Genomic DNA, 19435 nt, shown 5'->3' with positions numbered 1-19435 from the left:
ACTTCCCTCAAAACCCCTCCGCGAGCTTCGGAAAATCGGCTATCAGCGAATCCCTTACCCCGAAGCTGATCGGCGATCCGCGATGCTGCTTGGTATCGACCAGCAGCCTTGCGAAGATCACGCGGCGCTCGCCCTTCACGGCCCAGCCCACGAACCAGCCGAGCGGGCGGTCTCGGTCAATCTTGCCATCCTTGCCGCGCAGCCAGCCGGCGCCGGTCTTGCCCTGAATTTCCCAGCCGTCCCCGGCTTCGAAACGCGGCAGGATCGTCATGGCCATGTCGATGGCATGTTCGGAGATGGGCAACCCGCCCGTCAGAAACCGGCGCAGGAAGGCGACCTGCTCGTCGGGCGATATCCTCAGCGACGACATCAGCCAGGATTCGGTGAGCCCATCCGAAACATCGGTATTCCCGTAGCCGAAGCGCTGCACGTAATCAGCGAAGGCTTTTTTGCCCAAACGGCGCGTGATCTCCTGCGAATACCAGACGATCGAATCCTTTTCCCATATCACCGGATCGACGGATTTCCGCTCCCGCTTCGGGCGGTCGAACTTTTCCTGATAATCCCAGCGGGGATGTTCCGCATCGATCAGTATGCCCGCATCATAGCCCATCATGGCCAAAGGCAACTTGAAGGTGGACATCGGATAGAAGGCCTGGTCGCAGGCACCCCGACGATAAAGAGTATCGCCGCTGTTTTCATCGATGACGACCGTGCAGCGGATCGGCTCCGCCGCCTTTGCCGAGGCAAAATCAAGAAAAACCGCTGAAAAACCAAGAGATACTGCAAGAAGTAGGGAATTTCTGAATGCCATCGATGCGCTCCGATCAAGTTCGATGGCGCTGTTTTAGGTCGGCTTGCGGGCGTCCGACAAACGATGATATCTGCGGAGAGACATGAATCAAACTAGGCCATCGCCATGGTTCGACCACATTTGCCRCTGAACGCGCTGCGCGCCTTCGAAGCGGCCGCGCGGCATCTCTCTTTCACGCGGGCGGCGATCGAACTCTGCGTCACGCAGGCCGCCGTCAGCCATCAGGTGAAGCTGCTCGAGGAGCGGATCGGTGTCACCCTCTTCCGCCGCCTGCCGCGCGGGCTGATGATTACCGAAGAAGGCCAGGCGCTTCTGCCGACGCTGCAGGAAAGCTTCGACCGCATGGCGGAAATGCTGGAACGCTTCGAGGGCGGACATATGCGGGAGGTGCTGACGCTCGGCGCCGTCGGCACCTTCGCGGTCGGCTGGCTGATGCCGCGCCTTGCCGATTTCACCGAGCGCTATCCCTTCATCGATCTTAGGCTTTCGACCAACAACAATCGGGTCGATATCGCGGCGGAAGGGTTGGACTACACCATCCGCTTCGGCAATGGCGCCTGGCACGATATCGAAGCGGAAGCGCTGTTCGAGGCGCCACTTTCGGCGCTCTGCATTCCGCCGATCGCAAGCCAGATCAAGCATCCGGAGGACCTGGCGCGCCAGCCGCTCCTGCGCTCCTACCGGGCCGACGAATGGCCGAGCTGGTTCGAAACCGCCAGGGTCACGCCGCCGCCCATCCACGGCATGGTCTTCGACAGTTCCGTGCTGATGATCGAGGCGGCAGTTCAGGGCGCTGGCGTCGCRCTCGCGCCACCGCTGATGTTCTCGCGCCACCTTGCCGCCGGCACCATCGAGCAGCCCTTCCCGATCTACATATCGAAAGGCAGCTATTGGCTCACGCGGCTCAAATCCCGCAACGTCACGCCCGCCATGGAAGCCTTCCGCAACTGGATCATCGCGAAGGCGGAGGAGACGCGCGAGAGCTGAATTCCGCCCCTTGTCATCCGGCCGGCCTTGTGCCATCACGCGCGCTCTCAAAAACATGGGGGCGGGCAAGCGCCCTTTTCGCGTTCGGGGCTTCCACGTCCCGTTTCAAGCAGTCTTTAGCGGATCGATTTAAGGAGCACGGCCATGGCACGGGCGCTCGGGCTTGATTTCGGCACGACCAATACGGTTCTGGCACTGGCGGATGGCGGCAATGCCACACATTCCATGACCTTCACGAGCAGCGCCGGCGTGACCGATACGATGCGCACGGCATTGTCGTTCATGAAGGACCCGGTGATGGGCGCGCAGGCGCTCAAAGTCGAGGCGGGCCAGGCGGCTATCCGCCAGTTCATCGACAATCCGGGCGATTGCCGCTTCCTGCAATCCATCAAGACCTTCGCGGCAAGCCCGCTCTTCCAGGGCACGCTGATCTTCGCCCGCCGGCACGCTTTCGAGGATCTCATGGAGATTTTCCTGCGGCGGCTGAAAACCTATGCGGATGGCGCGTGGCCTTCGGATATCTCAAGCGTGGTCGCCGGAAGGCCGGTGCGTTTCGCCGGAGCGAGCCCAGATGAAACGCTCGCGGTGGAGCGCTACAATGCAGCGCTCGCCCGGTTCGGCTTTCCGGAAATCCGCTATGTCTACGAGCCGGTCGCTGCCGCCTACTATTTCGCGCAGACGCTGAAGAAGGACGCGACCGTGCTGGTGGCCGATTTCGGCGGCGGCACGACGGACTATTCGCTGATCCGCTTCGAAAGACAGGCAGGCAGGCTTTCCGCCACCCCGGTCGGTCATTCCGGCGTCGGTGTCGCCGGCGATCATTTCGATTTCCGGATGATCGACAACCTCGTCGCACCCGAGATCGGAAAAGGCGGTTTCTTCAAGAGCTTCGACAAGGTTCTGGAAGTGCCCGCCGGCTATTATGCCAATTTCGGGCGTTGGAACCAGCTTTCGATCTTCAAGACCAGCCGCGAATTCGCGGACCTGAAATCGCTGGTGCGCACGGCGCTCGAGCCTGAAAAGCTGGAGCTTTTCATCGATCTCGTGGATCACGACGAGGGCTATCCGCTCTATCAGGCGATTTCCGCCACCAAGATGGCGCTCTCGCAGACGGAAGAAGCCGAGTTCAACTTTCCGCCGCTCGGTCGTGCCGGCCGCAAGGTCGTGAAGCGCGCCGATTTCGAAACCTGGATCGCCGACGATCTGGAGAAGATCGAGGGCGCGCTCGATGAGGTGCTCGAAAAGACGAAGACGGAGCCGCAGCATATCGACAAGGTGTTCCTTACCGGCGGCACCTCCTTCGTGCCGGCAGTCAGGCGCATCTTCACCCGCCGCTTCGATGCCGACCGGATCGAGAGCGGTGGAGAACTGCTCTCCATCGCCCACGGGCTGGCGCTGATCGGGGAAAGTGGCGAAGCGGAAAAATGGGCGGCGTAAGTCTCTTTTGTGGGTTTTGTCGGTTTTGTCGACCGACAACGTCCGCTAATATCCGACAATGACCTACATCACGGACCTCGATCCCAGCCAGCTGACCGCACTTCTGCATTTCTATGCGGATGCAGGCGTAGAGTGGCTTGTCGAGGACGAGCCCGCCGACAGGTTTGCCGAGTTCGCCGCTCAGAAGGCAGCACGGGCGGAAGCCCGCGCCACGCAGCAGAGGCCGCAGCAACCGGCACAGAATGAGCCCCCCACGTCCCGAACGGGGGCGGGCTCACCGACTCAAGCTCGCACCGCTCCCGCTGCCCGCGCGGCACCCGCCGCACAACAGGCCCCGGTCGCCGTGCCGGATGGCGAAGCCGTCTCCGCCGCGCAATTTGCGGCTGAAAGCGCCCGTTCGCTCAGCGAACTCAAGACGGCACTGGAGGCCTTCAACGGCTGCAATCTGAAGAACGGCGCCCGCTCCACGGTCTTCGCGAGCGGCGATCCGGCCTCGCGGATCATGGTTATCGGCCCGATGCCGAATGCCGATGACGACCGGGACAGCATTCCCTTTTCCGGCCGACAGGGCCAGTTGCTCGACCGCATGCTCGGCGCGATCGGCCTTACGCGCGAGGCGGTGATGCTCACCAATGTCATCCCCTGGCGCCCACCGGGAAACCGCATGCCCTCGCCCGCCGAGCAGGAAATCTGCAGACCGTTCCTGGAGCGGCAGATCGCGCTTGCGGAACCCAGATACCTGCTGCTGCTCGGCAATTTCCCGGCCCGCTTCTTCTTCGGCGACGGCGGCACGATCCACAGCATGCGCGGAGAATGGCGCGACATCCGCTTCGCCGGGCTGGAGCTTGCTGCGATCGCCACATTGCATCCGCAGGAGCTGCTGGCGGCGCCGGCCAACAAGGCGCTCGCCTGGCAGGATCTTTTGACCTTCAAGTCACGACTTGAGGCCGTCTAGCGGCTGTATTTTGATCAAGATTACCAAATTATGAAAATCGCTATGCAATAAGCGCATGGCAGCGCAGCGTCTTGCCGCGTTGCGAAATCTATGTTGCGATGCAATATAAGGCGTGTCTTGGGAGGAAGATCAGGTCAAGGAACCAAGGCAATGACGACCCGCTACCGTCCGATCCATTCGGGCTTCGAAACCCTCCGCATCGCCGGCCTCTCGCCGCGCTCGAGCGAGGGTTATCACCGTTTCGGCTCCGCCACGAACGAGCAGATCACCGCGCGCGCCCTCGGCCGCTCGGGCTATATCACGCGTCCTTCGGCCATCTTCGCCGATTTCCGCGAACGTTGATCCCGGAAAGCACGCAGGAGAGCGAACCATGACGGCAGCCTTGCAGACGATCCGCACCCTTCGCGAGACCCTTCACCAGATCGGCACAGCCGTGAACGCCGCCCGCGAATACAACCGCGCCGGTGCTGATCAGGACAAGCGCGCCAACCCGGCATCCGCCGCGATCCCGCTCTAAGGATCAGCTCGCCGGCGGCGATGCCCGCCGCGCCGCCTTGCGCTCCAGCCCGAGCTGGTGCTCGCGATAGATGATGAAAATCCCCGCCGAAACGGTGATTGCCGTGCCGATCAGCATGGTCGTGGTGGGAATGTCGCCGAACAGCACGAAGGCGACGGCAATTCCCAGCAAAATCGACGTATATTCGAACGGCGCGATGGTCGAGACATCGGCGTGCCGATAGCTTTCGGTCAGAAAAATCTGGGCTATCCCGCCGCATATGCCGGAGGCGATCAGCAGCAGGGCCGATTTCAACGGCAGCGATGCCCAGCCGAAGGGAAGACTGACAAGCGCAAAAACCGAAGCCGTGAGCGAGAAGTAGAGCACGATCGTCGAAGTTTTTTCGGTACGCACCAGCTGCCGCACCTGCACCATCGCAAGGCCGCCAAGCACGGCCGACAGCAACACCGCGAGCGCGCCCAGCGCCTGTTCGGAGGCGAAGCCGCCTTCCTGGAACAGGGTAAGCTTCGGCCATGAAATGACGAGCACCCCGAAAATGCCGATGAAAACCGCCGTCCAGCGGTAGACACGCACCGTTTCTCCAAGGATCACCGCCGCGAAGACCACCGCCATCAGCGGCGATGCGTAGCCGATGGCGATCGCCTCGGGGAGCGGCAGATGCACGAGCCCGTAAAAGCCGCAGGCCATGGCGAGAATGCCCAGAAAGCCGCGCTTCAGATGCCCAGGGAAATTGTCCGTCCGGAACGCCGCCAGGAGATCGCGGCGGAAGGTCAGATAAATGACGATAGGGAGTATGGCGAAGGCGGAACGATAGAAGGTGATCTGTCCTGCCGGGATATCCGGCCCCGCCGCCTTGATGCAGGTCTGCATCACCAGAAACACGACAACGGAAAGTACCTTGAACATGATCCCCCTGAGGGGATTTAAGGCATCGGCGGCCATTTACAGCTCATCGGGGACTGGGCGGGCAAAAAATCACTGCCGCGGAAAGAAAATCGAATCCAAGTGGAGAGACCCGTCACAATTAACGGAGCGGACAAGAAAACGGGATGAAAACTGCTGACGGATCGATCAATATACGTGTCGGAAAGTTAAAATCCGTGGGCGCGCCCGCTAAGCGTCTGCCCCGGAGGAGTTTCAACAATCGTTTAGCTTTGCATGCGATTGTGCCCGCGGCAAACGGGCAAGTGCCAGTCGAACGGGCATCGGAGGTGCCCGACGCCATACCATAGCCGGTTCAGGAAGCACCATGCGAACAGATACGGGCCAGATCGTTCATCTGGCAGACTACCGCCCCACCGATTTCGTCCTGGAACGCGTCGATCTGACCTTCGAGCTTGATCCGGCCAATACCAAGGTGGAGGCAAGGCTGATCTTTCATCGCCGCGAAGGTGTCGATCCCTTGGTTCCGCTCGAGCTCGACGGCGACGAGCTGACCCTTTCCGGCCTGCTGCTCGACCAGTCCGAAATCCCGGCCGGCCAGTACGAGGCGACGGCGGAAAAGCTGACGATCCGCGATCTGCCGGCCGAGGCACCGTTCGAGATCACCATCACGACCTTCATCAATCCGGAGGCCAACAGCCAGTTGATGGGGCTCTACCGCACCAACGGGGTCTACTGCACCCAGTGCGAGGCGGAAGGCTTCCGCCGCATCACCTATTTCCCCGACAGGCCGGATGTGCTCGCGCCCTATACGATCACCATCATCGCCGACAAGGCGGCCAATCCGGTGATGCTCTCGAACGGCAACTATCTCGGCGGAGGCAATTTCGACGAGGGCCGGCATTTCGCCGCCTGGTTCGATCCGCATCCGAAGCCCAGCTATCTCTTTGCACTGGTGGCCGGCGATCTCGGAGTGGTCGAGGACACGTTCACGACGATGACCGGCCGTGAAGTGACGCTGAAGATCTATGTCGAGCACGGCAAGGAGCCGCGCGCCGCTTATGCCATGGATGCGCTGAAACGCTCGATGAAATGGGACGAGGAGCGCTTCGGCCGCGAATACGATCTTGACATTTTCATGATCGTCGCGGTCTCCGATTTCAACATGGGGGCCATGGAGAACAAGGGCCTCAACGTCTTCAACGACAAATATGTGCTGGCCGACCCCGAGACCGCGACCGATCAGGATTACGCCAATATCGAAGCGATCATCGCGCACGAATATTTCCACAACTGGACCGGCAACCGCATCACCTGCCGCGACTGGTTCCAGCTCTGCCTCAAGGAAGGCCTGACGGTCTATCGCGACCACGAATTCTCGGCCGACATGCGCTCGCGCGCCGTCAAGCGCATCGCCGAGGTGCGGCATCTGAAAGCGGAACAGTTTCCCGAGGATGCCGGTCCGCTCGCCCATCCGGTGCGGCCGACGCAATATCGCGAGATCAACAACTTCTACACGGCGACCGTCTACGAAAAGGGTTCCGAAGTCACCCGCATGATCGCCACGCTTCTCGGCCGCGACGGGTTCAAGAAGGGCATGGATCTCTACTTCGAACGCCATGACGGCGAGGCGGCGACCGTCGAGGACTTCGTGAAGTGCTTCGAGGACGCCACCGGCCGCGATCTCTCGCAATTCTCGCTCTGGTACCATCAGGCGGGTACGCCGCTGGTGACTGCCTCGGGCAACTATGACGCCAAGAGCGCCACGTTCACGCTTTCGCTCGAGCAGAAGGTCCCATCGACGCCGGGGCAGCTCATCAAGGAGCCGATGCACATCCCGCTCAGCTTCGCGCTGATCCTGGACAACGGATCGCTTGCCGCGCCCCAAAGCGTCAGCGGCGGCGAGGTGACCGGCGACGTGCTGCACCTGACCCGTGCCAAGCAAACCTTCACCTTCTCCGGGATCGCATCCCGGCCGGTGCTGTCGCTCAACCGTTCCTTCTCGGCACCGATCAACCTGCGCCTCGACCAGGCGCCGGACGATCTCGCCCATATCGCGCGGCATGATACGGATCTCTTCGCCCGCTGGCAGGCGCTGACGGACCTTGCCATGCCGAACCTCATGCAGGCGGCGCGCGACGTCCGCGAAGGCCGGGAACCGAGCTGCGATCCGGTGCTGATCCGGGCGCTTCTCGAAGCAGCAGCGGACGAGGCGCTGGAGCCTGCCTTCCGCGCTCAGGCGCTGACCCTGCCAGGCGAGGCCGACATCGCCCGCGAACTCGGCAAAAACAACGATCCGGACGCCATCCATACAGGCCGCAATGCCATCCTGTCGGCAATCGCCGAAGCCGGCTGGAAGACCTTCACGCGCCTTTTCGATGGAATGGGGGCCGAGGGAGCCTACACGCCCGATGCGGCGAGTGCCGGCAGACGGGCGCTCCGCAACGTCGCGCTTTCCTATCTGACCTATGCCGAGAATTCGCCGGTCCGCGCGGCCGAAGCCTTCGCCCTGGCGGACAACATGACCGATCTCGCGCAGGCGCTCACCCTGCTTGCGCACCGCTTCCCCGATGCGGCCGAAACGACGGCAGCGCTTGCGACCTTCCTCACCCGTTTCGACGGCAATCCGCTCGTCATCGACAAGTGGTTCTCGGTTCAGGCGACCATTCCGAGCGCCAACACGCTGGAGCGGATCAAGGCGCTGATGCAAAATCCGCGCTTCGTCTCCACCAATCCGAACCGCGTTCGCGCCCTGATCGGCACCTTCGCCTTCTCGAACCCGACGGGCTTCAATCGCGCCGACGGCGAGGGATACCGGTTCCTGGCCGAGCAGATCCTTGCGATCGATCCGAAGAATCCGCAGCTCGCCGCGCGCATTCTCACCTCGATGCGTTCCTGGCGCTCCCTCGAACCCCAGCGCGCCGATCACGCACGCGCCGCACTGATGACGATCGAACGCGCCTCCTCGCTTTCGACCGATGTGCGCGACATCGTGGAGCGTATCCTGAAAGGATGATCCTGCGGCCGGCGCCGCTTTTTCAGCGCCGGCCTAACCGTCGTTCGCCACGACTATTTACCGCTGAGCCCTTTTGGGCGCCCGGCGCCAGTGATTTGCCATATCACTTCTGCCTGAGCGCATCGAGGACGACCTTGAACGCTGCGGACGACTGGCGACGGCTTGGATAGTAAAGGTGATATCCGGGGTAAGACGGGCACCAGTCCGAGAGAACCTGCACCAGGCGTCCCGCTTCAATGTCCGGGATCGCCAGGCCGTCAGGCACGAAACCGAAACCGTAGCCGCTGATCGCTGCGTTCAGAATCTGCCTGATCCCGTTGCAGATGACCTGGCCGTCCACTCGGACCCTTAGCTCTTCTCCGTCTTTCTCGAATTCCCAGGCATAGGTTCCGCCATGTGTCGGGAGTCTGAGATTGATGCATTGATGCGATGTCAGTTCCTGCGGCCTTTTAGGAATGCCGTGCTCCTTGACGTATTCCGGGCTGCCAATCACGATCATCCGTTGATAGGGGCTGATGCACACCGAGATCATGCCTTGTGAGACGATCTCCCCAAGTCGGACGCCCGCATCAAACCGTTCGGCGACGATGTCGGTCAGCCCATAATCGACGATGAACTCGACCTTGATGTCGGGATATTGCCGCAGGACCTTCTCGAGTTTCGGCCAGAGAACCGTGTCGATGGCGTAGTCTTCTGCGGTGATGCGGATGGTACCAGCCGGCTTCTCTCCCAGCTCGGTGATTGAAAACAGCTCGCCCTCGATCTCTTCGAACCTCGGAGCGATCACGTTCAGCAGACGCTCTCCCTCGGCGGTCGGTGACACGCTGCGGGTGGTGCGGGTCAGAAGTCGAAGCCCCAGCCGAGACTCCAGCGCCCGGATCGCGTGGCTGAGACCAGACTGCGACATGCCCAACTGCGCCGCGGCTTTCGTGAAGCTCCGCTCCCGCGCCACGACAATGAAAGCCAAAAGATCGTTCACGTTGGCCCGCAGCATATCCATACACTCCATCGATTGATCGGCCACACATGCGGCCTAGGCCGCATACAACATCTGCGATTATTGCTCCTCAAGAATAAGTCATCGAAATTGGCATGTCCTCAGATACGAAAACAGCAGATTCTCGCTGACGGCAACCTTCTTTTCCCTAAGTTCGATGCGCTTCGGGGCTGTTGGCGGCAGCTTTCCCACATGTCAAATTAATGCATGGAGCACATAAGCGCTTGCGAATTGCAGCCGATAATCATTCAGACCCGCCCAGATTATATTCCTTCCGCAACCATCAGACGGCGAAGGAGAATGGCAATGGACAATGGACCTGTTGAATCTAACGACCGGCTGGCACCCGCCGGCATCGGTCGGCGCGAGCTTCTCAAGCTGACAGGAGCAGGTGCGGCTGCGGCCGGCGTAATCTCTCTCAATGCAAGTCCAGCGCTCGCCCAATACGCCGGGACCTGGGACAAGACTTTCAAGCAAAGCGATCGCGTGGTGCACCGCAAGGTCTCCTACGTCAACCGCCTCGGCATCAACCTCGTTGCGGACATGTATGTCCCGAAGGACCTCGACACGTCGCGCCACCACCCCGCATTGATCGTCGGCCATCCCTATGGCGGCGTGAAGGAGCAGACCGCCGGACTTTACGCCCAGACGATGGCGGAACGCGGCTTCATCACCATCGCACACGATGCCTCGTACAACGGCGAAAGCGGGGGCCAGCCGCACTTCATCTCTTCGCCGGAAGCCGTTGTCGAAGACTTCAGCGCAGGCGTCGACTTCCTGGGTCTCGATCCGCGCGTCGATCGAAATCGCATTGGCGTCATCGGCGTTTGCGCAAGCGGCGGTTTCGCGCTTGCCGCCGCGCAGATCGATCCTCGCTTGAAGGCGGTGGCTACCGTCAGCATGTACGACATGGGCGGCGCGAAATGGGCGTGGCAGGGTAACGAAATGCCTGCCGATGCCCGGATCGACATGCTGACCAAAATCGGCGGGCAACGCTGGGCCGAGGCCGCAGGCGCGCAGAAGCAGTATGGCGCACTGCCGGAAACCTTGACGCCGGAGACGGACGCGATCACGCGGGAATTCTTCGAGTACTACCGCACACCCCGTGGCGCTCACCCGCGCGCGACGACCGCGATGAATGTTTCAGGAGACCCGTCCTATCTGCATTTCCGGCCGTTTGACCATGTCGACATGATCTCGCCACGACCCGTTCTGCTCATCGCAGGCGAGAACGCGCACTCGCGCTTCTTCAGCGAACAGGCGATTGCGAAGGCAGCCGAACCGAAGGAACTGTTCATCGTTCCAGGCGCCGGTCACGTCGACCTCTACGACAAAGTCGACATGATCCCGTGGGACAAGTTGAAGTCCTTCTTCGACCAGCACCTGTCAGCCTAGAGCAATTCCAGCAAAAGAGCATGCGGGTTTTGCGCGCCGGAATTGCGTAAAACAAAGAGATGGAGGGGCTTCGCTATTCGGAGAAAAGCGAAACCCCTCTAGCCGGCGACTGTTAGCCGAGACTGTATCGCCACGAATGGGACGGGAATGGTCCGACCGGCCGAAGATGGCGAACACCCTCCGACCAAATCCTCGGACGGCATCAACTTCCATCAGAACAACGAGTGAGTGCTATGAACATCTCCTTTGAAAACAAAGTCGCTCTCGTCACCGGCGCTGCTTCCGGCATGGGGCTTGCGGTGGCGAAGGCCTTTGCGGAGGCTGGCGCAGCGGTCGCACTTGCCGATGTCAGCGAGAGCGCGGTTCGCGCCGCGGCTGACTCCCTGACTTCTTCGGGACACCGGGCCATCGCCATTCAATGTGACGTCGCCGACATGGAGCAGGTTGCCGCCATGGTGGAAAAGACGGTCGCGGAATTCGGTCGTCTTGACGCCGCTTTCAACAATGCGGGGGTCCAAAGCCCCGTCGCCGAGACCGCCGACGCAGATCCCAAGGATTACGACTTCGTCATGGGGGTCAATCTGCGGGGCGTGTGGAACTGCATGAAGTATGAGCTGCTGCAGATGCGCAAGCAGGGTTCGGGCGCAATCGTGAACAACTCATCGCTTGGTGGATTGGTCGGGATTGCAGAACGCGGGATTTATCATGCCTCGAAGCATGGAGTGGTCGGCTTGACCAAAAGCGCCGGGCTTGAATATGCCGCCAGGGGAATTCGGATCAACGCCATCTGCCCAGGCATCATCGAGACGCCGATGGTGACGGGAATGCTTGAAACCCAACCGGAAGCGATGGATGCACTGATGCAAGTCGTGCCCATGGGCAGCTCGGCAGAGCGGAAAAAATCGCCGACGCCGTCCTGTGGCTTTGCAGCGATGCCGCGAGCTTCATCGTCGGGCATGCCTTGCCTGTAGATGGCGGCTATACCGTTCAATAGTGGTCAGCCTTCCCAATGCTGGCCGGCACGCCGGATGAATGTCGATCGTCTTCATCCGGCGTGCCTTGCTCTTGCAATGACAGCGCGCCCTCCACGTCATTCATAGACACTAACCGCGAAGAAACCCCGAACCAATGTCCGGCAATAATCCGGCGAGAGTTCGCGATCTCCGAAGAGGATGTGATAGACGATCGGAGCCATAACCCGGTCGATGGCCTCCTCGACATCGAAGGGCGTCTCGCCGCGCGCGACTGCGCGCTCCCTCAGCGTTTCCAGATGGTGGTAGGTATATTGGCAGCATTGCGCGGCGGCTCCGCTCTGCACGCTGCCGACGACATCGACCAGCATGGCGCGGCCGACCCGCGACGACATTTCCTCGGCATATTGAACGACGAAGGCTTCCATATCCGAAGCCAGCGCTCCGGTATCGTCCGGATCGGCGATCGGCCGCATCCGGGCAACCGCGACATCCGCGAGGAGCTCGGAAAGATCGCCCCAGCGGCGATAGATCGTCGAGGGTGTCACCCCTGCCCTTTCCGCGATCATCGGAACGGTGATCTCGCTGCGGTCCATGGTTTTCAGGAGATCCTGGACGGTGCGGTGCACCTCCGCCTGGATGCGGGCGCTCCTGCCTCCCTGACGCAGCATCTCTCTTGCCATTCTTCTTCTCCTTGCCGGCTTGAGGCCGGAAACTCACAACCTTTAATGCAAAGATATTGCGTTAAGCCGTGAATGCAACTATATCCCGCTAACGCTAAAAATTTGCGTTAAGGTGAGCGCCATGAGTAAGCCGACTTCTCCCGCGATTTTCACTTCCACCTCCCGCATGACCGTCTACAGCTTCCTCGGAGCGGTCACGATTTCCGCCTGCAGCAGCGCGCCCACACCGCTTTACCACCTCTATCAGGAGCTGTTTCATCTCTCTCCGGCGATGATTACGCTGATCTTCAGTTCCTACGCCTTCGCGCTTCTGGCAACTCTGCTCACCCTCGGCGGGCTTTCGGATTATATCGGGCGCCGGCCGCTCATCCTGCTCGCTCTGTTTTTCAACGGCGCGGCCCTGATGATCTTCATGCTGGCGGAATCCGGCGCCATGCTCATGGCCGCGCGGATCGTGCAAGGCATGGGAACGGGCATTGCCTTCCCCACATTCGGCGCGGCGATCCTCGATACAGACAAGGAAAGAGGTCCGCTCCTCAACAGCGTCACCGCCTTTCTCGGCCTGATGATCGGCACGCTCGCCGCCGGCACGCTGGTTGCCTTCGCACCGGAACCCACCCGCCTCATCTATGAAGTGCTGCTCGGCGTCACGATTGCCGGCATTCTGATGCTCGCCTTCATGCCGGAAACAGCCGCCGGCCGGCCCGGCGCGCTTGCCGCCATGCGGCCGCAGGTCAGCGTTCCGCGGGCGGCGCGCTCCACGCTTCTCAGGGTCACTCCGGTCAACGTCGCCGGCTGGGCGCTCGGGGGCTTCTATCTCTCGCTTATGCCGACGCTGGTTGCCATCGCGACCGGCCTCACCTCGCCCTTCGTCGGCGGCTCCGTCGTCGCCACCCTGATGCTCAGCGCCACCGCTTCCGTCTTCATCTTCCGCACCTGGAGACCGCAGCGGGTCCTCTTTACCGGCGCGGTCGTTCTGATCGCGGGCGTCGCCGTCACACTCGTCGGCGTACACCTGCAGAATGTCGGCGTGCTTTTCCTTGGAACCGCGATCGCCGGCCTCGGCTTCGGATCGATCTTCGCCAATATCCTGCGCATCATGCTGCCGCTGGCGGCCGCGCATGAACGGGCCGGCCTTTTCTCCGCCTTCCTGGTGGAAAGCTACCTTGCCTTCGCGCTTCCGGCGATCGCCGCCGGTCTTGCGGCTCCCGCCCTCGGCCTTTCCATGACGGCCTATGTCTATGGCGGCGGCATCATCCTGCTTGCGGCGATCTCGCTTCTGGCGACCCGCGTAAGCTCTGCTCAAAGTCCCGCGACCTGCTGAAAGCGAAAGGCGCCGACTCGATTCCTGCAGATTCGCTTTCGATTCAATTGGTTAAAAAAATCTTACCGACCCTCTGGACAGCGCGAATCACTAATGATTCATTAGGGTAGATTCGGGCGAGCGGCGCGCGAATCACCACGAGGGACAACATGAATACGATGGCGGACGTGCGGCGGGCAACCGCGGCCGAGGGGCGTTTGCGTCTCAAATTTCCGGGCTTTGCGCGGCTGCGGCAGGCGCTTCCCGAAGGTGCAAAACTTTCCGTCAGGCCTATCTCCCGGCAGGAGCCACGGGTGGAGCTGGTTCTGAAACGCTCCATCCCGCTTCTCATCCTCGCCTTCCTCGCAGTCGTCGCCGCCTCCCGCATTCTCGGCATCGTCGCGGAACATGACCGCATGCATCAGACGGCGCAGCGTACCACGGCGCTGATGGCCGCGACCGGCACCGCAGCCTTTTCCGGCATGGAAAGCCTCGTCCAGAATGGCGACCGCACGGCGGCGGAGCAGCGTTTTGCAGCCTTCCTGCCGCAGGACCGCATGGAAGACGGTGCCTTCGTGCTTTTCGTCAATGAAGCGGGCCGGATATTCGGCGGCTCGGCGGCTGCCAGCGGCTATGCCGGCATGCCTCTCGCCTCCCTGCTGCCCGAAACCACGACACCTCGCCAGTTCGGCGTATTCGAGACCTCTTTCGGCGCCACGCCCTTCTATGCGGCGATCGAGCCCATCGGAAATGAGGGCGCGCTGATCGTCGCTGCCCATTCGATCGAGACGATAAACCGGCTCTGGCGCCATGAGGTTTCGCTCAACGTCACGCTCTTCACCGGCATCTCGGCAATCCTGCTGGTCATCCTCTACGCCTACTACATGCAGGTGAAGCGGGCCCGCGACGCCGACGACATATTCGTCGAGACGAACATGCGCATCGAGACCGCGCTGTCGCGCGGCCGCTGCGGCCTGTGGGATTTCGATGTCGCCAACCGGCGCCTCTTCTGGTCCAGCTCGATGTACGAGATGCTCGGCCTGCCGCCCGCCGGCAACGTGATCTCGTTTTCCGACGCGGCGCGCATGATGCATCCGACCGATGGCAATCTCTATGCACTTGCCCGCGCCATCAGCCGCGGAAACGCCAAGCAGGTCGATCAGGTCTTCCGCATGCGCCACGCCGCCGGTCATTACGTCTGGATGCGCGCCCGCGCCCAGGTCATCCGCACCGCAAGCGGCCRCACCCACGTCATCGGCATCGCCATGGACGTCACCGAACAGCACCGCCTCGCGCAGCGTTATGCCGAAGCCGACCAGCGCCTCGCCGACGCCATCGAATGCACGTCCGAAGCCTTCGTGCTGTGGGACAAGAACGACCGGCTCGTGATGTGCAACACCCATTTCCAGCAGGCTTACGGCCTTCCGGACAGCGTCCTGGTTCCCGGAACCGAGCGGACCGTCGTCAATGCCGCGGCCGCCCGGCCGGTGATCGAGCGGCGCGTCGTGGATCCGGACGGCAGCGGCCTTTCACGCACGACGGAAGTGCAGCTCGCGGACGAGCGCTGGCTGCAAATCAACGAACGCCGCACGCGCGACGGCGGCATGGTCGCGGTCGGCACGGACATCACCCTCCTGAAACGCCACCAGGAACGCCTGCGCGAAAGCGAGCGCCGGTTGATGGCCACGATCGGTGATCTTTCCGCCTCGCAGAAGAAGCTGGAGCGGCAGAAGACGGAACTCTCGATCGCCAACTCCAACTACCAGGCCGAGAAGGAGCGCGCGGAGGCCGCCAACAAGGCGAAATCCGAATTCCTGGCCAACATGTCCCATGAGCTTCGCACGCCGCTCAACGCGATCCTCGGCTTTTCCGAAATCCTGACGAACGGCATGTTTGGCCCGCTCGGCTCTCCGAAATACTGCGAATATTCGAAGGACATTCACGATAGCGGCAAACACCTCCTCAACGTCATCAACGACATTCTCGATATGTCGAAGATCGAGGCAGGACATATGAAGATCGAGACGGAAACCGTCGATCTCGCGCCCCTGATCGAAGAGAGCCTGCGCCTCACCGCCGTCCAGGCCGAGGAAAAGAATATCGCCATACGCCAGCGCCTCTCTACCGGCCTCACCATGAACGGCGACCGGCGCGCCATGAAGCAGGTCATGCTGAACCTACTCTCCAATGCCGTGAAGTTCACTGACGACGGCGGCCGGGTGGAACTCCGGGCCTGCAAAACCGAGCGGGGGCTGGCGTTGACCATCGCCGATACGGGGATCGGCATCCCGAAGGCAGCGCTCGGCAAGCTCGGCCAGCCCTTCGAGCAGGTGCAGAGCCAGTATGCCAAGAGCAAGGGCGGCTCGGGCCTCGGGCTGGCGATCTCCCGTTCGCTGATCGCGCTGCATGGCGGAACGATGCGCATGCGCTCCTGCCCCGGCAAGGGAACCGTCGTTTCGATCAATATCCCGGAAGGCGCGCTGCCCGCCGTCAGGGTCGCTTGACGGTCCGTTTGAAGACCGCCCGTACTTCCTTCGAAAGGCGAACGACCTCCGCTTCCAGCGTCCTGATGTCCGAGCAATCCCCCGCCCGGCAGACGCGCTCCAGGAGCCCCGCCGGCGCATCTTTCGGATCGAAAGGCCCGTCGATGCAAAGGCGGATGATCTGCGAAAGCTCCGTAAAGAGCCTCAGCGCCGTCAGGCAGGTTTCCAGGTCGTCCGGCTTTATCAGCCTTTCTCCGAGCGTCTTCAGCGTTTCGGCCGTGCTGAAACCGTAGGTATCGGCGGCGACACCCTTGGCCGGCGCGGCAAGCCGCAGATATTGCGCAATGAACTCGATATCGATGAGACCGCCGGGGATAAGCTTGAAATCCCAGATGTCGCGCGGCGGTTTTTCGTTTTCGATCAGCTGCCGCATCTCGGCGACATCGGCGGCGATCTTCGCGACGTCCCTCTCGGCCGAGAGCACCTCGCCTACGACGCTGCGGACTTCCTTTTCAAGGCTATCCTCGCCGCAGACCAACCGGGCACGGGTGAGCGCCATGTGCTCCCAGGTCCAGGCCTCCTCCCGCTGATATTTGCGAAAGGAATTGATCCTCGTTGCCACCGGTCCCTTGTTGCCCGAGGGGCGCAGGCGCATGTCCACCTCGAAGAGGATGCCTTCGGCCATGGGCGCCGAGAGAGCGGAGATCAGCCGCTGCGTCAGACGGGTGAAGTAACGGCTGGAATCGAGCGGCTTCGGCCCTTCGGATTCGAAGGCCTCGCCGTCGTAGTCGTAAAGCAGGATGAGATCGACGTCGGAGCCTGCCGTCAGTTCGAAGCTTCCGAGCTTGCCCATGCCCATGACGGCGATTCGCCCGCCGGGATAGGTGCCATGCGCCGTCTCCACTTCCCTGACGACGGCGCCGAACGCCGCCTCGATCACGAGGTCGGCGAGATGGGTGAAGGCGCGGGCGGCCAGCGCTCCGGAAATAGCGCCGGTCAGAAGCCTGATGCCGATCAGGAAACGCTGCTCGGCCGCGAAAATGCGCAGCCGGTCCAACAGATCCTCGTAATGGCGCGCGCCATTGAGGAAGGTGGCGAGCCGTTCGGAGAGATAGTCGCGGGTGGGCAATTCCGCCATCAGGCCGGGATCGAGCATGCCGTCGAAGACATGCGGCTTCGAAGCGATGATATCCGCCAGCCTCGGCGCGGAAGACATGATCGTCACGATCAGCGAAAGAAGGGCGGGATTGTTGCCGATCAGCGAGAAGAGCTGGATGCCCGCCGGCAGGCCCTTCAGAAAGCTGTCGAAACGCAGAAGCGCTTCGTCCGCCCGCTTGCTCTCGCCGAAAGCCCTGAGCAGGTCGGGCGTCAGTTCGGTCAGGCGCTCGCGCGCTTCCACCGATTGCGTGGCGCGATACCGGCCATAATGCCAGGTCCGGATCACGCGGGAAATGTCGGCCGGCCGCTCGAAGCCGAGCGCGGCAAGCGTCTTCAGCGTGCCGGGGTCTTCCTTCTGGCCGGTGAAGACGAGGTTTCCGTCGCTGGACGAAAGCTTGGCCTCCTGCTCGAACAGGCGTGCGTAACGCTTCTCGACCGTTCGCAGCACACTTTCGAGCTTCTCGGAAAATCCCACCGTATCGGCAAAGCCGAGCATCAGGGCGATGCGCTTCAGTTCGGCATCGGTTCCCGGCAGGTCATGGGATTGCTCGTCGCGCACCATCTGGATGCGGTGCTCGACATCACGCAAGAACCAATAGCATTCCGTCAGTTCGGCGGCGATCTCCGGCGTGATCCAGTTCGCGTCGGCCAGCGCCGCAAGCGCCTTCTCCGTCTCCCTGGCTCGCAGCGGCGGCATGCGTCCGCCGGCGATGAGCTGCTGCGTCTGCGCGAAGAATTCGATTTCCCGGATGCCGCCGCGCCCGAGCTTCACGTCATGGCCCTTCACCGCAATCGCGCCATGTCCCTTGTGGACATGGATCTGCCGCTTGATCGAATGGATATCGGCGATCGCCGCATAATCGAGATATTTGCGGAAGACGAAGGGGGTGAGCTGGCGGAGAAAATCCTCGCCCGCCGCGAGATCGCCGGCGATCGGTCGCGCCTTGATGAAGGCCGCCCGCTCCCAGTTCTGCCCGCGGCCCTCGTAGTAGATGAGCGCCGCCTCTACCGCTACCGCAAGCGGCGTCGAGCCCGGATCCGGCCTCAACCGAAGGTCGGTGCGGAAGACATAACCGTCCGCCGTGCGCTCCTGCATGATGCGGATCAGCCGCCGCATCATCCGGCCGTAGGTTTCCGAGGCGTCCAGCGGGTCGGCAAGTATGCCCGCCTCAGGATCGAAGAAGACCACCAGGTCGATATCGGAGGAGTAATTGAGCTCCCACCCGCCGAGTTTGCCCATGCCGAGCACGAGCAATCCGGAACCCTTGGCAGGATCGCCCGGATCGATAAGCCTCAGCTTGCCGCCCTCATGGCCGGCGAGCAGCAGGTGATCGATGGCCGCGGCTACGGAAGCCTCGGCAAATGCGCTCAGCCAGCGCGTCGTGTCCCTCGCGGAAAAGATGCGGGCAAGATCGGCAAGCGCCACGAGAAAGCTCAAGGCCCGTTTTGCGGCCCTCAGCGCCGTCATGACGTCGGCTTCGGTCGGTGTCTTGCCGTCCTTCGGCCGCCAGCTTTGTCGGGCAGTCTCGACCAGTCCCGCAAGCGCCGGCTCCAGCGGCGCGCTGACGGCAGTCGCCAGGAGATGAGGGGAAACCGCAGCCGTATCACGCAGATAGGGCGAAAGGCTGAACGCCGCTATGAGGAAATCCCTGAGCGAACCGTTTCCGTCCATCAGCTCGGCGATCCGAGGCTCGGTCTTGCCGATTTCCTTCAGCACCGCCGCAGCGGCTTTCGCTTCCGTCTGGTTCAGCGGACGGATAACATCCGCCCTCACCGCATCGAGCCGCCTTTCGCTCTCCGACACCTGCATCCTCCTCGAATCTCTCCCCTTCCCCAA

The 19435-nt window shown here is 62.1% G+C and carries 14 protein-coding genes and 1 pseudogene; 10 read left to right on the top strand and 5 right to left on the bottom strand.

Annotated elements, in window-relative coordinates:
* Positions 1-7 precede the first annotated feature (7 nt).
* Positions 8-814, bottom strand: a complete 807-nt coding sequence (gene blaOXA, locus LCM4573_RS26920; RefSeq protein ID WP_071009677.1) for a class D beta-lactamase — start codon at positions 812-814, stop codon at positions 8-10.
* A gap of 105 nt (positions 815-919) precedes the next feature.
* Here blaOXA and LCM4573_RS26915 point away from each other — a divergent pair, with 105 nt between their 5' ends.
* From LCM4573_RS26915 to LCM4573_RS28195, 5 genes are all read left to right on the top strand, one after another.
* Positions 920-1801: a LysR family transcriptional regulator gene (locus LCM4573_RS26915; RefSeq protein ID WP_071009676.1), complete on the top strand. Its 882-nt coding sequence runs from the start codon at positions 920-922 to the stop codon at positions 1799-1801.
* 144 nt (positions 1802-1945) lie between these two features.
* Entirely contained in the window at positions 1946-3238 is a 1293-nt protein-coding gene (locus LCM4573_RS26910; RefSeq protein WP_071009675.1) for an Hsp70 family protein, read from the top strand.
* A 58-nt stretch (positions 3239-3296) separates the two neighbouring features.
* Complete coding sequence (locus LCM4573_RS26905; RefSeq protein ID WP_071009674.1) at positions 3297-4193, top strand: uracil-DNA glycosylase family protein; 897 nt, start codon at positions 3297-3299, stop codon at positions 4191-4193.
* A gap of 150 nt (positions 4194-4343) precedes the next feature.
* Complete coding sequence (locus LCM4573_RS26900) at positions 4344-4535, top strand: hypothetical protein (protein WP_071009673.1); 192 nt, start codon at positions 4344-4346, stop codon at positions 4533-4535.
* A gap of 28 nt (positions 4536-4563) precedes the next feature.
* Positions 4564-4710 (top strand): hypothetical protein, encoded by a 147-nt coding sequence (locus tag LCM4573_RS28195; RefSeq protein WP_157895545.1) that lies wholly within the window; start codon positions 4564-4566, stop codon positions 4708-4710.
* Positions 4711-4713: 3 nt separating this feature from the next.
* On the opposite strand, the gene LCM4573_RS26895 is transcribed toward LCM4573_RS28195, so the two are convergent.
* Positions 4714-5652, bottom strand: a complete 939-nt coding sequence (locus tag LCM4573_RS26895) for a DMT family transporter (protein ID WP_071009672.1) — start codon at positions 5650-5652, stop codon at positions 4714-4716.
* A 307-nt stretch (positions 5653-5959) separates the two neighbouring features.
* Here LCM4573_RS26895 and pepN point away from each other — a divergent pair, with 307 nt between their 5' ends.
* Complete coding sequence (pepN, locus tag LCM4573_RS26890) at positions 5960-8608, top strand: aminopeptidase N (protein ID WP_071009671.1); 2649 nt, start codon at positions 5960-5962, stop codon at positions 8606-8608.
* Between the two features lie 103 nt (positions 8609-8711).
* Here pepN and LCM4573_RS26885 read toward each other — a convergent pair whose 3' ends face one another.
* Positions 8712-9602, bottom strand: a complete 891-nt coding sequence (locus LCM4573_RS26885; RefSeq protein ID WP_071009713.1) for a LysR family transcriptional regulator — start codon at positions 9600-9602, stop codon at positions 8712-8714.
* Positions 9603-9911: 309 nt separating this feature from the next.
* On the opposite strand from LCM4573_RS26885, the gene LCM4573_RS26880 reads away from it, so the two are divergent.
* Both LCM4573_RS26880 and LCM4573_RS26875 read left to right on the top strand, forming a co-directional pair.
* Positions 9912-11000: an alpha/beta hydrolase gene (locus LCM4573_RS26880; RefSeq protein WP_071009670.1), complete on the top strand. Its 1089-nt coding sequence runs from the start codon at positions 9912-9914 to the stop codon at positions 10998-11000.
* A gap of 233 nt (positions 11001-11233) precedes the next feature.
* Positions 11234-11994 (top strand): annotated as a pseudogene (locus tag LCM4573_RS26875) (glucose 1-dehydrogenase).
* A 96-nt stretch (positions 11995-12090) separates the two neighbouring features.
* Here LCM4573_RS26875 and LCM4573_RS26870 read toward each other — a convergent pair.
* Positions 12091-12654 (bottom strand): TetR/AcrR family transcriptional regulator, encoded by a 564-nt coding sequence (locus tag LCM4573_RS26870; RefSeq protein WP_071009669.1) that lies wholly within the window; start codon positions 12652-12654, stop codon positions 12091-12093.
* Positions 12655-12775: 121 nt separating this feature from the next.
* On the opposite strand from LCM4573_RS26870, the gene LCM4573_RS26865 reads away from it, so the two are divergent.
* Both LCM4573_RS26865 and LCM4573_RS26860 read left to right on the top strand, forming a co-directional pair.
* Entirely contained in the window at positions 12776-13978 is a 1203-nt protein-coding gene (locus LCM4573_RS26865; protein ID WP_071009668.1) for an MFS transporter, read from the top strand.
* A gap of 158 nt (positions 13979-14136) precedes the next feature.
* Positions 14137-16461, top strand: a complete 2325-nt coding sequence (locus LCM4573_RS26860; protein WP_071009712.1) for a PAS domain-containing sensor histidine kinase — start codon at positions 14137-14139, stop codon at positions 16459-16461.
* Here the strand turns inward: LCM4573_RS26860 and LCM4573_RS26855 are convergent.
* A complete protein-coding gene (locus tag LCM4573_RS26855) occupies positions 16448-19408 on the bottom strand; it encodes a bifunctional [glutamine synthetase] adenylyltransferase/[glutamine synthetase]-adenylyl-L-tyrosine phosphorylase (RefSeq protein WP_071009667.1) in 2961 nt (986 codons plus the stop codon). The genes LCM4573_RS26860 and LCM4573_RS26855 overlap by 14 nt on opposite strands.
* Positions 19409-19435: the final 27 nt, after the last annotated feature.

Source organism: Rhizobium sp. LCM 4573 (assembly GCF_001854865.1).
GTDB lineage: Bacteria > Pseudomonadota > Alphaproteobacteria > Rhizobiales > Rhizobiaceae > Neorhizobium.
Note: the sequence above shows the minus strand (reverse complement) of the source record. Positions and strands in the feature narration are given on the sequence as shown.

Coding starts and splice junctions, on each gene's coding strand:
- LCM4573_RS26895 (WP_071009672.1), bottom strand. CDS start 5,652: ATGGCCGCCGATGCCTTAAATCCCCTCAGGGGGATCATGTTCAAGGTA.
- LCM4573_RS26885 (WP_071009713.1), bottom strand. CDS start 9,602: ATGCTGCGGGCCAACGTGAACGATCTTTTGGCTTTCATTGTCGTGGCG.
- blaOXA (WP_071009677.1), bottom strand. CDS start 814: ATGGCATTCAGAAATTCCCTACTTCTTGCAGTATCTCTTGGTTTTTCA.
- LCM4573_RS26880 (WP_071009670.1), top strand. CDS start 9,912: ATGGACAATGGACCTGTTGAATCTAACGACCGGCTGGCACCCGCCGGC.
- LCM4573_RS28195 (WP_157895545.1), top strand. CDS start 4,564: ATGACGGCAGCCTTGCAGACGATCCGCACCCTTCGCGAGACCCTTCAC.
- LCM4573_RS26870 (WP_071009669.1), bottom strand. CDS start 12,654: ATGGCAAGAGAGATGCTGCGTCAGGGAGGCAGGAGCGCCCGCATCCAG.
- LCM4573_RS26905 (WP_071009674.1), top strand. CDS start 3,297: ATGACCTACATCACGGACCTCGATCCCAGCCAGCTGACCGCACTTCTG.
- LCM4573_RS26900 (WP_071009673.1), top strand. CDS start 4,344: ATGACGACCCGCTACCGTCCGATCCATTCGGGCTTCGAAACCCTCCGC.
- LCM4573_RS26855 (WP_071009667.1), bottom strand. CDS start 19,408: ATGCAGGTGTCGGAGAGCGAAAGGCGGCTCGATGCGGTGAGGGCGGAT.
- LCM4573_RS26865 (WP_071009668.1), top strand. CDS start 12,776: ATGAGTAAGCCGACTTCTCCCGCGATTTTCACTTCCACCTCCCGCATG.
- pepN (WP_071009671.1), top strand. CDS start 5,960: ATGCGAACAGATACGGGCCAGATCGTTCATCTGGCAGACTACCGCCCC.
- LCM4573_RS26910 (WP_071009675.1), top strand. CDS start 1,946: ATGGCACGGGCGCTCGGGCTTGATTTCGGCACGACCAATACGGTTCTG.